Source organism: Klebsiella sp. RHBSTW-00484 (genome assembly GCF_013705725.1).
GTDB lineage: Bacteria > Pseudomonadota > Gammaproteobacteria > Enterobacterales > Enterobacteriaceae > Klebsiella.
Genome location: NZ_CP055481.1, coordinates 2,026,113 through 2,039,501 on the forward strand (window position 1 = coordinate 2,026,113; position 13,389 = coordinate 2,039,501).

Here is a 13,389-nt window from a genome sequence, read left to right on the forward strand (position 1 = left end):
TCAGTTAGCGATGAAGCGTTTTTCATCGGTCAGCACCTGCAGCAGTAAGCTGAGCTGCGGTTTTTGAGCCTTAACCTTCTCACCTTCGCTGTTCCAGGTATTGTAAGTCCCGTTGTGATTGAGCACGACGGTGACTCTTGGCGTAGTAATTGCCAGCGTATCACTGTTGGCTGCGGTTACCCAGGCGCGACGACGGGCGGCGCTAAACAGGTCTTCACCCTGGGAATACTCGTTTGCCGGAGTGGAAACGTGCAGCAGACGTTGCATCAACGTCGTCATTACGTCTTTGTTATCCGTCAGCGTAGTAATTTCCTGTGCCGGTGTGCCGGGCCAGTGAATCACTAATGGAACCTGCAGTTGTTCTCGAGACCAGCCAAACTGCTCATGCTGAGGATTCAGCGGCATACCATGACCTGCCGTCACGATAACCACCGTGTTGTCCAGTTTGCCTGATTCGCGCAGCGCGTTCAGTACCCGGCCAATTTGCGTGTCGACATCGCCAGCAGCGCGGCTGTAGCGGCGAACAAAGTTTTGCTGTTGACCGTTATCGAAGGTGGTGCCGTTGAGCGAAACCCATGAGAACCAGCGGTTTTCATCCAGGGCGTAGCGATCCAGCCAGTTAATCCACTGGCTTGCTGTTTGCTCATCGCTTTGTGTTTTCGCGACCGGCAGCGAGAAGTCTGAGAGCAGCGCCTGACGATAAAGCGGGCTGCTAAAACCGTCTGATGAGAACAGCCCCAACTGATAGCCCTGCTGATTCAGCGAGGTAATCAGCGCCGCAGGGATACGGGCCGACAATACGCCATCCATATAGCCTGGAGAAATTCCGTAGAACAGGCCAAAGAAGCCGCTGTCGGCGGTGTTACCAGAGCTCATATGCTGGGTGAAGTTGACGCTCTCTTTCGCGAAACCGGCCAGCACTGGCATGTTTTTCTCAAAGCGGGAGTAGTTAAGGTTATCAACGGTGATAAGCAACACGTTATAACCGGCGCCGAGATCGCGATAATGCAGATCGCTCAGCGGATACTGTACCGAGACCGCTTCCGGTGCGCCTTGCTCTACCAGACGGCGCTGATAGTCCTGTGCGTCAAGTAAACCGTGTTTTTCCAGGAAGCGGCGGGCCGTCATCGGATAGGAAAGCGGCAGATTCGCCCGCTGCATGGTTATCGGGCGATAGAAATTCGCATCCGCCCAGATATAGACCAGATGGCTGCTAATAAAAGAGATAAAGAAGAACCAGGCAACCGGACGGGCGTAGTGGCGGCGGCGCGTCAGGCTGCGTAGCTTCTGCCAGCTCCAGGTTGCAAAGAGCATTTCCAGCAGGAAGATAACGGGCACGCTGATAAACATCAGCTGCCAGTCACGGGCCATCTCGTTCTGATCGGGGTTAATCACCAGTTCCCAGACAAAGGGGTTGAGATGCAGGTGGAAGCGGGTGAAAACTTCGCTATCGATCAGCAGCAGCGTCATGCCTGCGGTCGCCAGAATGACCGAGATAAAACGCATTAAACGCTGTGAGATGACGATAAAAGTCAGCGGGAAAAGGATCAGCACATAGCTGGTAAAAACCAGAAAGCTGAAGTGACCGACGAGGCTGACGTACGAGAAAATACGTCCAGCAAGGGTCGTTGGCCAGTCGGCGACAAAAAGATAGCGACTGCCGAGCGCCATTGCCAACAACATGTTGAACAGGGCGAACCAATGTCCCCAACTGACCATCTGGGAGACTTTTTCTCGGTAGGGCTGACGTAGAGTCACCATATACTGTTGTTCGTTATCCTTAGTGCGCCGGATCGTCGTTGATAGATGACTGCAACGCCTGGGCAAAAGAACGGGCGATGGCCTGACGCTGCGCCGGCGCGACGCTACTATTGATCAGGTTGGTCACCATATTGCCCAGCACCATCAGTGAAAGGTCAACGGGGGCTTTGTGTGTTTCCAGAACGCTCGTCAGCTCGCTGAGCAGCTGTTCGACTTGTTCATCGCTATAGCGGGATATTTGCGGCATAAACTCAAAATCTGTCTGTTCGTGAAAGGGCAACATATTACCGTAGCGGCAGCTTTTTTTCCGCATTTTTTCGCCACGGCGCAAAAGCGTGCGGCCTTGCTCGTAAAGAGCGACGTGCTGGTTGCGTCGTCGTCCCTGCAGTGGTTGAATACTTCCCAGTCTAAAAGGAGAGTTTAACATGAGTCTGGATATCGACCAGATTGCCCTGCATCAGTTAATCAAACGTGATGAACAAAATCTGGAACTGGTGCTGCGCGAGTCATTGCTGGAACCGACTGCGACGGTTGTGGAGATGATGGCCGAACTGCATCGTGTCTACAGCGCAAAAAATAAAGCCTACGGTTTGTTCACCGAAGAGAGCGAGTTGGCTCAGTCCCTGCGTCAGCAGCGCCAGGGTGAAGAGGAGTTTCTGCCATTTAGTCGAGCGGCGACCGGTCGCCTGCGTGACGAATTAGCGAAATATCCTTTTGCTGAAGGCGGTATTGTCCTGTTTTGTCAGTATCGTTATCTGGCGGTCGAATATCTGCTGGTAGCCGTGCTGAACAACTTAAGCAGCATGCGAGTTAATGAAGAGCTGGATATCAGTTCCACCCACTATCTGGATATCAATCACGCCGATATCGTTGCGCGTATTGATTTAACCGAATGGGAAACTAATCCGGAGTCCACCCGTTATCTGACCTTCTTAAAAGGCCGGGTAGGGCGTAAAGTTGCCGACTTCTTTATGGATTTCCTCGGCGCCAGCGAAGGGTTGAACGCAAAAGCGCAGAACCGTGGCCTGCTGCAGGCGCTGGATGATTTCGCCGCCGATGCGCAGCTGGATAAATCTGAGCGCCAGAACGTGCGTCAGCAGGTTTACAGCTACTGCAACGAACAGCTGCAAGCCGGTGAGGAAATCGAGCTGGAATCTCTGTCCAAAGAGCTGGCGGGCGTCAGCGAGAAGACCTTCCAGGAGTTTACCGCCGAACAAGGCTATGAACTGGAAGAGAGCTTCCCGGCAGACCGCAGCACTTTACGTCAGTTAACTAAGTTTGCTGGTAGCGGTGGCGGGTTATCCATCAACTTTGATGCCATGTTGCTGGGTGAGCGTGTGTTCTGGGATCCGGCAACGGATACCTTAACCATTAAAGGTACCCCGCCGAACTTACGCGATCAGCTGCAGCGCCGAACCTCCGGCGGAAAGTAAATGACAAAAATCCCGGCGATGAGTCGGGATTTTTACTTCTGGACTCTGGCCTGAAAGCGGTGAACTAGAAGGTGTAAAGGGGTTCTACCCCATCAATGGCTAATTGCTGGCGTAGTACATCATCTAACGGCGTATCCACAATCAGTGTGCTAGCGAGGCTCAATTCGCCGATGGTAAAGGCCGAAGCGGAGTTGAGTTTTTCTTGTGATGCCATCACCACCGTTTCGGCTGCTCGTGCCGCGAGCGCGCGCTTAATCCCCGCTTCTTCATAATCACCCGTGGTTAATCCGGCTCGATGATGTACGCCTGTGACGCCCATAAAAAACAGGTCGGCATTGATGCGGGAAATACTTTCCAGCGCGTTTGCGCCCACGCTGACCACCGAATGTTTGAATAGCCGACCGCCAATCAAAATCACTTCTATCAGCGGTTTTTCCACCAGTTCGACGGCGATCCCCGGGCTATGAGTCACCACTGTACACGCCAGGTCATTCGGCAGCAGGCGCGCCATCTCTCCGGTCGTGGTTCCGCCGTCGATAATCACCACCTGACCGGGTTGAATAAGTTCCACTGCGCGTTGAGCGATTGCCTGCTTTGAAGGAATTTGCACGTTTTTTCTTGTTTCAATCGGCGCGATTGCCGCGGAAACCGGCAGCGCACCGCCGTGTACCCGCTGCAATTTACCTTCCGCAGCCAGTTCTCGCAGATCCCGGCGAATGGAGTCCTCTGAAACGCTAAAACGCTGACTGAGATCGCCTGACATCACTTGTTTTTCCTCGGCGAGGATATGCAAAATCTGCTGTTTTCTCTGGCTGGCAAGCATCGAAAATACCTTCATGAGTGATCTTGTTTGTGCACGATTATGCATGTTATGGTGCTCGCTGTCACCTAAAAGGGGAAAAACATGCACGCTGATGCGCCGCGCGTTCGCCATATCCGCGAAACGCTGTTATCGGACAACTGGTATACGCTGAAAACCTACACGTTTGAGTTATTGCGTCGGGATGGGCGCTGGCAGGAGCAGAGTCGGGAAGCCTACGATCGCGGTAATGGCGCGGTGATTTTGCTCTACAACCGGGAAAAGCAAACGGTGGTGCTGGTTCGTCAGTTTCGCTTTCCGGTGTGGATTAACGGTCATGACGGTTTTTTGATCGAGGCTGCCGCCGGGCTACTGGATAATGTCTCGCCAGAGGAGCGGATCATCGCCGAGGCTGAAGAGGAGACCGGTTTTCGCGTCACGCGTATTGAACCGGTATTTACGGCCTATATGAGCCCCGGGTCGGTGACGGAAAAGCTCTACTTTTTCATTGCGGAATACTCCTCGGACGACAGGCGTAGCAATGGTGGGGGACTGGCTGCTGAAGGGGAGGATATTGAGGTACTGGAATGGCCGCTTGAGCAGGCCCTGGAGGCTATCCGCAACGGAGAGATCGTCGATGCGAAAACGATTATGCTGTTGCAGCACCTGGCGCTGAATGCGTCAACACTGTTAGCCCCATAACAAAACGCCCCGGACCTTGCGGGCCGGGGCGTTTGCCATACAACGTTCAGTCGGCGATTAAGCGCGAACGAAGTCGATGTGAGACAGTTTTGGCTTGAACGGGTGACGCTGAACAGCCTGAGCTTTAACTTTCTCTTCTTTGCCATCAACAACGATGGTCAGGACTTCGCTGTAGAACTCAGCATTGGTCTGCATGTTCCACACTTTGTCTTGTTCCAGTTCAATTGCAACTGGCGCAGCTTCGCCGCCATAGATGATGGCCGGGAATTTGTTAGCTGCACGCAGGCGGCGGCTCGCACCCTTACCCTGCTCTTTACGTACTTCTGCGTTGATAGTAAACATTGACGTCTCTCTATATATAAATCCTGCAACAGGCGACCCAGCAGCAGGCAGATTATCTGCTTTTGCGAATACAAAAGCGGGCGGCATTATAGCCGCCAAACGTTTATACGGCAATGAAAACCTCAGCCATTGGGGCGATTAGCGCAGCTCGTTGGCCCGGCGAAAGCGCCCTTGATAATCGAATACTTTTTCCCGTACCTGCCAGTATTGCCCCTTCATACGCGCCACAACAAAATCCGGATGGCGCAGAAGTGCTTGCTGAGTGAGGATATCAGCAGGCGTTATCCAGCGCAGCGGCACGCCAGGCGTGCGGGTGTGTGGGCGGATAAATAGCTGTTCAAAGGCCATGCGCTGGGCGGGTGTATGCAGACGGAAGCGCTCACTTACGTCCGCGCCATCCTCGTCATGATAGGTGATTTTCAACCACGCGCCTTTGTCATCCGCTCCGTGCTGAAGGTCCATACCGCTACAGCGCAATACCAGCGCATCCTTCAGCTTCAGCGCCGCTTTGAGCATGTCATCCGGGTCGACCAGGATAGTGTCGCATTCGCGGCAGCGGCGGGCGGCGATATCGTTTTCTGCATTACACTGCGGACAGTTTTTAAAACGGAAGCGAAAGTCGCACTGCTCGCGATGGCCTTCGTCATCCTCAAACCAGCCCTGGCAGCGGCGGCCAAAGTGCTCAATCAGCGTGCCATCGGCGGTGGTTTTTCCCCAGAAGGTATTAGCGAAACCACAGGCCGGGCAGAAAACTTGCACCGGCACGTTATCGCTTTTCCCTTTAGGCGCGCCCACTTCCGGTGCGTACAGGTCATGCGGGTTACCAGCGTAGTCGAGAATCAGACAGTCGGTTTTGCCCGGCGACAGGCGCAGGCCGCGACCGACGATTTGTTGGTAAAGACTCACCGACTCGGTAGGACGCAGAATGGCGATCAGATCGACATGCGGCGCATCAAAGCCGGTGGTCAGGACCGCGACGTTGACCAGATAGCGATACTGCTGGGCCTTAAACGCTTCAATAATTCGGTCACGCTCCGGTCCCGGCGTTTCGCCGGTGATCAATGCTGCTTCACCGCTCGGGAGCAAGCCAGTCACTTCGCTTGCATGTTCGACGGTGGCGGCGAAAATCATCACCCCTTTGCGCATTTGGGCAAATTCAACGATCTGGCTGACGATATGCGGCGTGACGCGCTGCTGTTTTTTCAGCTCAACGTTCAGGTCGGCCTCGCTAAACAGGCCGTTACTTTGTGCCTGGAGACGGCTGAAGTCATACTGCACCACCGGCATATCCAGCCGCTCTGGTGGCGTCAGGTAGCCGTTCTTAATCATATAGCGCAGCGGCAGCTCGTAGATGCAGTCGCGAAACAGCGCTTTTTCATCGCCACGTACCATGCCGTGATAATGAAATTGGTAAATCCAGCCTTTACCAAGGCGAAAAGGGGTGGCGGTAAGCCCAAGCAGACGCAGATGCGGATTGACCTGCTGAAGGTGGCTGATGATCTGCTGATACTGGCTGTCATCGTCGTCGCTGATGCGGTGGCACTCATCGACGATCAGCAGCGAAAACTCGCCCTGGAACTGGTCAAGGTTGCGGGCCACCGATTGCACGCTGCCAAACACCACTTTGCCATGACTCTCTTTACGCTTCAGGCCCGCGGCGAAGATATCCGCCTCCAGGCCGAGTGCGCGATACTTTGCGTGGTTCTGCGCCACCAGCTCTTTGACGTGAGCGAGCACCAGCACGCGACCGCGCGCCAGCCGCGCCAGTTCGGCGATGACCAGGCTTTTACCTGCGCCGGTCGGTAAGACGATGGCGGCTGGTTCATGGTGGCGGCGAAACCAGGCGAGCGTGGCGTCGACCGCCTCTTTTTGGTAGGGGCGTAATGTAAAAGTCATGAATTTATGGCGGTTAATTAACTCGCGAATAGTATGCCACGAATCTTTTCCCTTGAGTGGTGTTAAGAGCTCGTTATACTAACCCGTGATATTCTTCTTTTTCGGGCGCGTTGCCCGCTCCAGCACTCTTTACAGGCTAAAAAAATCTCATGCGACTTGATAAGTTTATCGCTCAGCAACTTGGCGTTAGTCGGGCTATTGCCGGGCGTGAAATCCGCGGCAGCCGCGTTACCGTGGACGGCGAAATTGTAAAAGACTCTTCTTTCAAGCTTCTACCGGAGCATGATGTCGAGTATGACGGCAATACGCTGACTCAACAAAATGGCCCGCGCTACTTTATGCTCAACAAGCCGCAGGGGTACGTTTGTTCTACCGACGATCCGGATCATCCGACGGTACTCTATTTCCTCGATGAGCCGGTGGCCCACAAGCTGCACGCTGCAGGACGTCTGGATATCGACACCACCGGCCTGGTGCTGATGACCGATGATGGTCAGTGGTCCCACCGCATTACTTCCCCGCGCCATCATTGTGAAAAAACCTATCTGGTGGAGCTGGAAAACCCGGTTGATGAAACCACCGCCGAGCACTTTGCTAAAGGCGTTCAACTGCACAATGAGAAAGAGCTGACCAAACCAGCGGTGCTGGAAGTGGTAACGCCGACCGAAGTCCGCCTGACCATTAGCGAAGGGCGTTACCATCAGGTTAAGCGGATGTTTGCCGCTGTCGGTAACCACGTAGTGGAGTTACACCGCGAACGTATTGGCGACATTGCCCTTGATGAATCGCTGGCCCCTGGTGAATATCGTCCGCTGACGGAAGCTGAAATAGCCAGCGTCGGCGGCCAACATGCGCGGAGTAAAACGTGACGGCAAAGAAGAATTCGTCATTAGGAATTGTGTTTATTCTTGGCCTGCTGGCCATGTTGATGCCGCTGTCGATTGATATGTATCTCCCGGCGCTGCCGGTGATTTCGGCGCAATTTAATGTGCCTGATGGCAGCGCGCAGATGACGCTCAGCACCTATATTTTGGGTTTTGCTGTGGGTCAGCTTTTATATGGCCCGATGGCTGACAGTATCGGGCGTAAACCGGTTATTCTCGGCGGAACGCTGGTTTTCGCGGCGGCGGCGGTGGCCTGCGCGCTGTCGCAGACTATCGATATGTTGATTACGATGCGCTTCTTCCACGGCCTGGCGGCTGCGGCGGCAAGCGTGGTGATTAACGCCCTGATGCGCGATATCTATCCAAAAGAAGAGTTCTCGCGGATGATGTCGTTCGTCATGCTGGTGACCACCGTCGCGCCGCTGGTGGCGCCGATGGTTGGCGGGGCGGTGCTGGTATGGTTCAGCTGGCATGCAATTTTCTGGATCCTGGCGGTGGCGGCGCTGTTAGCGTCGGTGATGATCGCTTTCTTCATTAGCGAAACCCTGCCGCCAGAGCGGCGACAGAAGTTTCATATCCGCACTACGCTTGGCAATTTTGCTACCCTGTTCCGCCACAAACGAGTGCTGAGCTATATGCTGGCGAGCGGTTTTAGCTTTGCCGGGATGTTCTCGTTTTTGAGCGCGGGTCCGTTTGTCTATATCAATATCAACCACGTTTCACCGCAGCACTTTGGCTACTATTTTGCGCTGAACGTTGTCTTCATTTTCGTCATGACCATGATCAACAGCCGGTTTGTACGGCGGGTTGGGGCGGTAAATATGTTCCGCGCCGGGCTGTGGATCCAGTTCGCGATGGCCGTGTGGATGGTGGTCTGCGCGCTGTTTGATGTTGGTTTTTGGGCGTTAGTGTTTGGTGTTGCCGCGTTTATCGGCTGCGTTTCCATGGTTTCTTCAAACGCGATGGCGGTTATTCTTGATGAATTTCCGCATATGGCAGGGACGGCCTCTTCGCTGGCGGGAACCTTCCGCTTCGGGATTGGGGCGATTGTCGGTGCACTCCTCTCAATGGCGACCTTTACCACCGCCTGGCCGATGCTGATTTCTATCGCCGTCTGTGCCAGCAGCTCCATTCTCTTTTATCTCTATGCCAGCCGACGGCGAAAAGCCGCACGTTGAGCTACATCAAGGGGGCGATTTCGCCCCTTTTTTGATGCATATCAACCGAAACCCGCTTCTTGGTTTGGTGATTTGTTTGTTTTATGTAAAATCAGATCGCTTAAAAAGTCGCATTGTTGCGATAAAAAAGTTGTTTTAGATCACAAAAACGGGTACATATAGCCCGAAGATGTTCAATCTGCACGATTTTAAACTTTTAAGTTACAACCCAATAACACAGATATTATACCGGTGTAAGCGTTTTCCGTGCGGAATCAGGACTATTTGTCAATAATGTGTTAGCATTGATGTGAAATTATTGTGAAGTATTTTGCTTCCGGGGAAAACACGTGAATACACTGCAACTCTCTATCGTACACCGTCTGCCGCAGAACTATCGCTGGCTGGCCGGTTTTGCAGGTTCAAGAGTTGAACCGATTCCGCAAAACGGCGCGCAGAGCGAAAACAGCCTTGTTGCTTTAAAATTGCTGAGTCCGGATGGCCAAAATGCATGGTCGGTCATGCATAAGCTTAGCCAGGCGCTCAGCGACATCGAAGTAGATAGCTCTATCGTTGAATGCGAAGGGGAACCATGCCTGTTTGTTAATCGCCAGGACGAGTTTGCTGCAACCTGTCGCCTGAAAAATTTCGGCGTGGCGATTGCTGAACCTTTCTCTGGTAATAATCCATTCTGACCGTCAGCTTAGCGCCAGCAGCTGGCGGGTATATTCCTGCTGCGGAGCGGTAAAAACGCGCTCGCACTCCCCCTGCTCGATAACCTCTCCCTGCCGCAGCACCATGACTTGATGACACAGTGCCCGCACTACGCGTAAGTCGTGGCTGATAAAAATATAGGCCAACTGATGCTTTTGCTGTAACGCCTTCAGCAAGGCCAGAATTTGCGCCTGTACGGTCTTATCCAGCGACGAGGTCGGCTCATCCAGCACGATGAGCTGAGGCTTAACCACTAATGCCCTGGCGATAGCGATGCGCTGACGCTGACCACCGGAAAAGGCGGCTGGATAGCGATGACGAGATTGCGGGTCCAGTCCTACCTCCTGCATCGCCTGTATCACCGCCTGCTCCCTCTCGGCAGGGGTGAGCGTCGGTTGATGCACGCGCAACCCTTCTTCAATGATTTGCAGGACATTGAGCCGTGGATTCAGAGATGAGTTAGGGTCCTGAAAAACAACCTGCATACGACGGCGTAGCGGCAGCATCTGACGACGATTGCGCCCCTGAAGTGCCTCACCATCAAAATTAATCGTTCCCTCAGAGTGAATCAGGCGCAGAAGTGCCAGCCCAGTGGTGCTTTTGCCAGAGCCAGATTCGCCGACCAGACCAAGGGTTTCTCCGGCGCGTAAATGAAAGCTAAGGGCGTTAACCACCCGATTATGATCGACGACCCGGCGCAGGAGCCCCTTGCGTATAGGAAAAGCAATGCTCAAATTTTCCGCCCGCAGCAGCTCCGGCGCGTTTGGATCCAGCGGCACCGGATCGCCCGATGGCTCGCTATCCAGCAGGCGGCGAGTATAAGGATGCTCAGGCGCAGAGAATAGCGCCTGACAGCTATTTTGCTCGACGCAGCGGCCGTTTTGCATCACCGCCACGCGATCGGCGAGCTGGCGTACGATGCTCAGGTTATGGGTGATAAATAGCAGCCCCATGTTGAGCTCTTGCTTAAGTTCGCGCAGCAGCGCGAGGATTTGCGCCTGGACCGACACATCCAGCGCGGTAGTGGGTTCATCGGCAATAAGCAACTCCGGGCGCGTCAGCAGCGCCATGGCTATCATCACCCGCTGGCGCTCGCCGCCGGAAAGCTGATGCGGATAATCGCCTAGTCGCCGCGGCGCATTGCGGATCCCCACGCGATCAAGACAGTCGAGGATCTCCCCGCGCGCCGCCTCTTTACGCATACCACGGTGCAAAGAGAGCACTTCGTACAGCTGCTTTTCGAGGTTATGTAACGGGTTTAGCGAAACCATCGGCTCCTGAAAGATCATCGCGATGCGGTTACCGCGCACGCCGCGCAAGGTGTGTTCATCAGCGTGCAGCAGCGATTGACCGTGAAAACGGATATCGCCGCTAGGATAGCTGACCGGCGGTGAGGGCAGCAGGCGTAGCACCGACAGCGCCGAAACGCTTTTGCCGGAACCGGATTCGCCCACCAGCGCCAGGGTTTCGCCCGCCGCGATTTGCAGCGACAGCTCGCTGACGACGGTGGTGGTTTCACCCTGCTGGCGGAAGGCGATGGAGAGGTTATCGATATCTAACAGAGGTTGCGTCATGCTACACCGCCTTGCTTGGGTCGAAGGCGTCGCGAACCGCTTCACCGATAAAAATCAACAACGTCAGCAGCACTGCCACCGACAGAAAAGCGGCGATGCCGAGCCACGGAGCCTGAAGGTTGTTTTTCCCCTGTAACAGCAGCTCGCCCAAAGACGGGGAGCCCAGCGGCAGACCGAAGCCGAGAAAGTCCAGCGAGGTCAGGGTGGTTATCGAACTACACAAAATAAACGGCAGGAAGGTGAGGGTGGCAACCATGGCATTAGGGAGCATATGGCGCAGAATAATCGCCCGATCGCTAACGCCGAGCGCCTGCGCGGCGCGAATATAGTCATAGTTGCGGGTGCGCAGGAATTCAGCGCGGACGACGCCCACCAGCGTCATCCAGCCGAACAGTACGGTAATCGCCAGCAGCCACCAGAAATTGGCCTGGACCACGCTTGAGAGCAGGATAATCAGAAATAGAGTTGGCATCCCTGACCACACCTCGATAAACCGTTGCCCCCAGAGATCAATTTTTCCGCCGTAATATCCCTGGATTGCGCCAGCCATTACCCCCAGCACGCTGGAGAAGAAGGTCAGCAACAGACCGAAGAGAATAGAAATTCGTGTCCCATAGAGGATTCGCGCCAGCACATCACCGCCGTCGGCATCGGTGCCCAGCCAGTTCAGCTTTGACGGCGGAGACGGAAAGGGACTGTCGCTGGCGAAGTTAATGGTCGTCGCACCAAAACGTACCGGCGCCCACAGGGCCCAGCCGTTATCGTCCAGCTGCTTTTGCAGCCACGGATCCTGATAGTTGGCGGCGGTAGCAAAGCTGCCGCCGAAGGTGGTCTCGCTGTAGTTTTTTAATAGCGGAACGTAGAGGCTGCCGCGGTACTGCACCAGCAGAGGTTTATCGTTGGCGATAAGCTCGGCGCACAGGCTACAGGTGAAAAGCACCAAAAAGATCCACAGAGACCAGTAGCCGCGACGGTTGTGGCGAAAGCGCGCCCAGCGGGCTTGATTGACGGGACTAAAAAATGACATTAGCGGCCCTCAAAATCGATACGCGGATCGACCAGCGTATAGCTGATATCGCTGATGATATTCAGCAGCAGGCCAATCAGGGTAAAAATATACAGCGTGCCGAACATCACCGGATAATCGCGGGAAACGGTGGCTTCATAGCCCAACAGCCCCAGCCCATTTAGCGAGAACATCACCTCAATGAGCAGCGAGCCGGTAAAGAACATGCTGATAAAGGTGGCCGGAAAGCCAGCAATCACCAGCAGCATGGCGTTGCGAAAAATATGACCCCAGAGGATCTGCTTTTCACTCACGCCTTTGGCACGGGCAGTGACCACGTACTGCTTGCGGATCTCATCAAGAAAGCTGTTTTTGGTCAGCATGGTGAGTGCCGCGAAACCGCCGATCACCGTCGCCAGCACGGGTAGCGTAATGTGCCAGAGATAGTCGAGGATTTTTTGATACCACGGCAGGCTATCGAAGTTGGCGGAAACCAGCCCGCGTAGCGGGAAGAGATCGAAATAACTCCCCCCGGCAAAGATAACGATCAGTAAAATCGCGAACAAGAATGCGGGGATCGCATAGCCGATAATAATCAGCGTGCTGCTCCAGACGTCAAAATGGCTGCCGTTGCTGACCGCTTTGCGGATCCCCAATGGAATCGACACCAGATAAATAATCAACGTGCTCCATAAACCAAGGGTGATGGAGACCGGCAGGCTGTCTTTAATCAGCTGTAGTACCGACGAGCTGCGGAACAGGCTATCGCCAAAATCAAAGCGCAGATAATCGCCGAGCATTTTAAAATAGCGCTCGTGCAGCGGTTTATCAAAGCCGTAGCGGTGGGTTATTTCGGCTATGACCTCCGGGTCGAGCCCGCGCCCGCCGCGATAGTGTCCGTCGCTAATGTTACTGACGCCGGTACGCGCATGGCTGGCGCTCATTCCGCTTTCTCCGGCCCCAGGCAAACTGCCGCGATCGCCAAACTCAATGGCTGCAATCGCCTGATCGACCGGGCCGCCGGGCGCAATTTGCACAATAAAAAAGTTAATGGTGATGATCGCCCATAGCGTTGGGATGATCAGCAGTAGTCGGCGGAGCAGATATGCACCCATCTTAAT

Annotated in this window: 13 protein-coding genes; 5 read left to right on the forward strand and 8 right to left on the reverse strand. The window is 54.5% G+C overall.

What is annotated here, in order from left to right; all coding sequences use genetic code 11:
* On the reverse strand, window positions 1-1,761 hold the full coding sequence (yejM, locus tag HV213_RS09705) for an LPS biosynthesis-modulating metalloenzyme YejM (protein WP_181485533.1): 1,761 nt from the start codon (window positions 1,759-1,761) through the stop codon (window positions 1-3).
* A 19-nt stretch (window positions 1,762-1,780) separates the two neighbouring features.
* Entirely contained in the window at window positions 1,781-2,008 is a 228-nt protein-coding gene (locus HV213_RS09710) for a YejL family protein (RefSeq protein WP_112213214.1), read from the reverse strand.
* Between the two features lie 178 nt (window positions 2,009-2,186).
* Here HV213_RS09710 and yejK point away from each other — a divergent pair, with 178 nt between their 5' ends.
* Complete coding sequence (gene yejK / locus HV213_RS09715) at window positions 2,187-3,194, forward strand: nucleoid-associated protein YejK (RefSeq protein WP_181485534.1); 1,008 nt, start codon at window positions 2,187-2,189, stop codon at window positions 3,192-3,194.
* 64 nt (window positions 3,195-3,258) lie between these two features.
* Here yejK and HV213_RS09720 read toward each other — a convergent pair whose 3' ends face one another.
* A complete protein-coding gene (locus tag HV213_RS09720) occupies window positions 3,259-4,017 on the reverse strand; it encodes a DeoR/GlpR family DNA-binding transcription regulator (RefSeq protein WP_181486373.1) in 759 nt (252 codons plus the stop codon).
* Between the two features lie 81 nt (window positions 4,018-4,098).
* Here HV213_RS09720 and HV213_RS09725 point away from each other — a divergent pair, with 81 nt between their 5' ends.
* Window positions 4,099-4,695, forward strand: a complete 597-nt coding sequence (locus HV213_RS09725; RefSeq protein WP_181485535.1) for an NUDIX domain-containing protein — start codon at window positions 4,099-4,101, stop codon at window positions 4,693-4,695.
* Between the two features lie 57 nt (window positions 4,696-4,752).
* Here the strand turns inward: HV213_RS09725 and rplY are convergent, their stop codons facing one another.
* Complete coding sequence (gene rplY, locus HV213_RS09730) at window positions 4,753-5,037, reverse strand: 50S ribosomal protein L25 (RefSeq protein ID WP_181485536.1); 285 nt, start codon at window positions 5,035-5,037, stop codon at window positions 4,753-4,755.
* Window positions 5,038-5,175: 138 nt separating this feature from the next.
* Window positions 5,176-6,933 carry a DEAD/DEAH box helicase gene (locus HV213_RS09735; protein ID WP_181485537.1) on the reverse strand — a complete coding sequence of 586 codons (1,758 nt, stop codon included), beginning with the start codon at window positions 6,931-6,933 and terminating at the stop codon, window positions 5,176-5,178.
* A gap of 149 nt (window positions 6,934-7,082) precedes the next feature.
* On the opposite strand from HV213_RS09735, the gene rsuA reads away from it, so the two are divergent.
* The 3 genes from rsuA to HV213_RS09750 all read left to right on the forward strand — a co-directional run bounded on the left by rsuA (window position 7,083) and on the right by HV213_RS09750 (window position 9,669).
* The gene (rsuA, locus tag HV213_RS09740) at window positions 7,083-7,802 is read left to right on the forward strand and encodes a 16S rRNA pseudouridine(516) synthase RsuA (protein ID WP_181485538.1); all 720 of its coding nucleotides are present in this window, start codon (window positions 7,083-7,085) and stop codon (window positions 7,800-7,802) included.
* Window positions 7,799-8,995 (forward strand): Bcr/CflA family multidrug efflux MFS transporter, encoded by a 1,197-nt coding sequence (locus tag HV213_RS09745; protein WP_181485539.1) that lies wholly within the window; start codon window positions 7,799-7,801, stop codon window positions 8,993-8,995. The genes rsuA and HV213_RS09745 overlap by 4 nt, the downstream gene beginning before the upstream one ends.
* Window positions 8,996-9,324: 329 nt before the next feature.
* A complete protein-coding gene (locus tag HV213_RS09750) occupies window positions 9,325-9,669 on the forward strand; it encodes a YejG family protein (RefSeq protein WP_181485540.1) in 345 nt (114 codons plus the stop codon).
* 3 nt (window positions 9,670-9,672) lie between these two features.
* Here the strand turns inward: HV213_RS09750 and yejF are convergent, their stop codons facing one another.
* Genes yejF through HV213_RS09765 form a run of 3 tightly spaced genes read right to left on the reverse strand, consistent with a single transcriptional unit; the run spans window position 9,673 to window position 13,383 of the window.
* On the reverse strand, window positions 9,673-11,262 hold the full coding sequence (gene yejF / locus HV213_RS09755; RefSeq protein ID WP_181485541.1) for a microcin C ABC transporter ATP-binding protein YejF: 1,590 nt from the start codon (window positions 11,260-11,262) through the stop codon (window positions 9,673-9,675).
* Between the two features lies 1 nt (window position 11,263).
* The gene (locus tag HV213_RS09760; RefSeq protein ID WP_181485542.1) at window positions 11,264-12,289 is read right to left on the reverse strand and encodes a microcin C ABC transporter permease; all 1,026 of its coding nucleotides are present in this window, start codon (window positions 12,287-12,289) and stop codon (window positions 11,264-11,266) included.
* On the reverse strand, window positions 12,289-13,383 hold the full coding sequence (locus HV213_RS09765; protein WP_112213053.1) for a microcin C ABC transporter permease YejB: 1,095 nt from the start codon (window positions 13,381-13,383) through the stop codon (window positions 12,289-12,291). Before HV213_RS09765 ends, HV213_RS09760 begins: the two co-directional genes overlap by 1 nt.
* Between the last annotated feature and the right edge of the window lie 6 nt (window positions 13,384-13,389).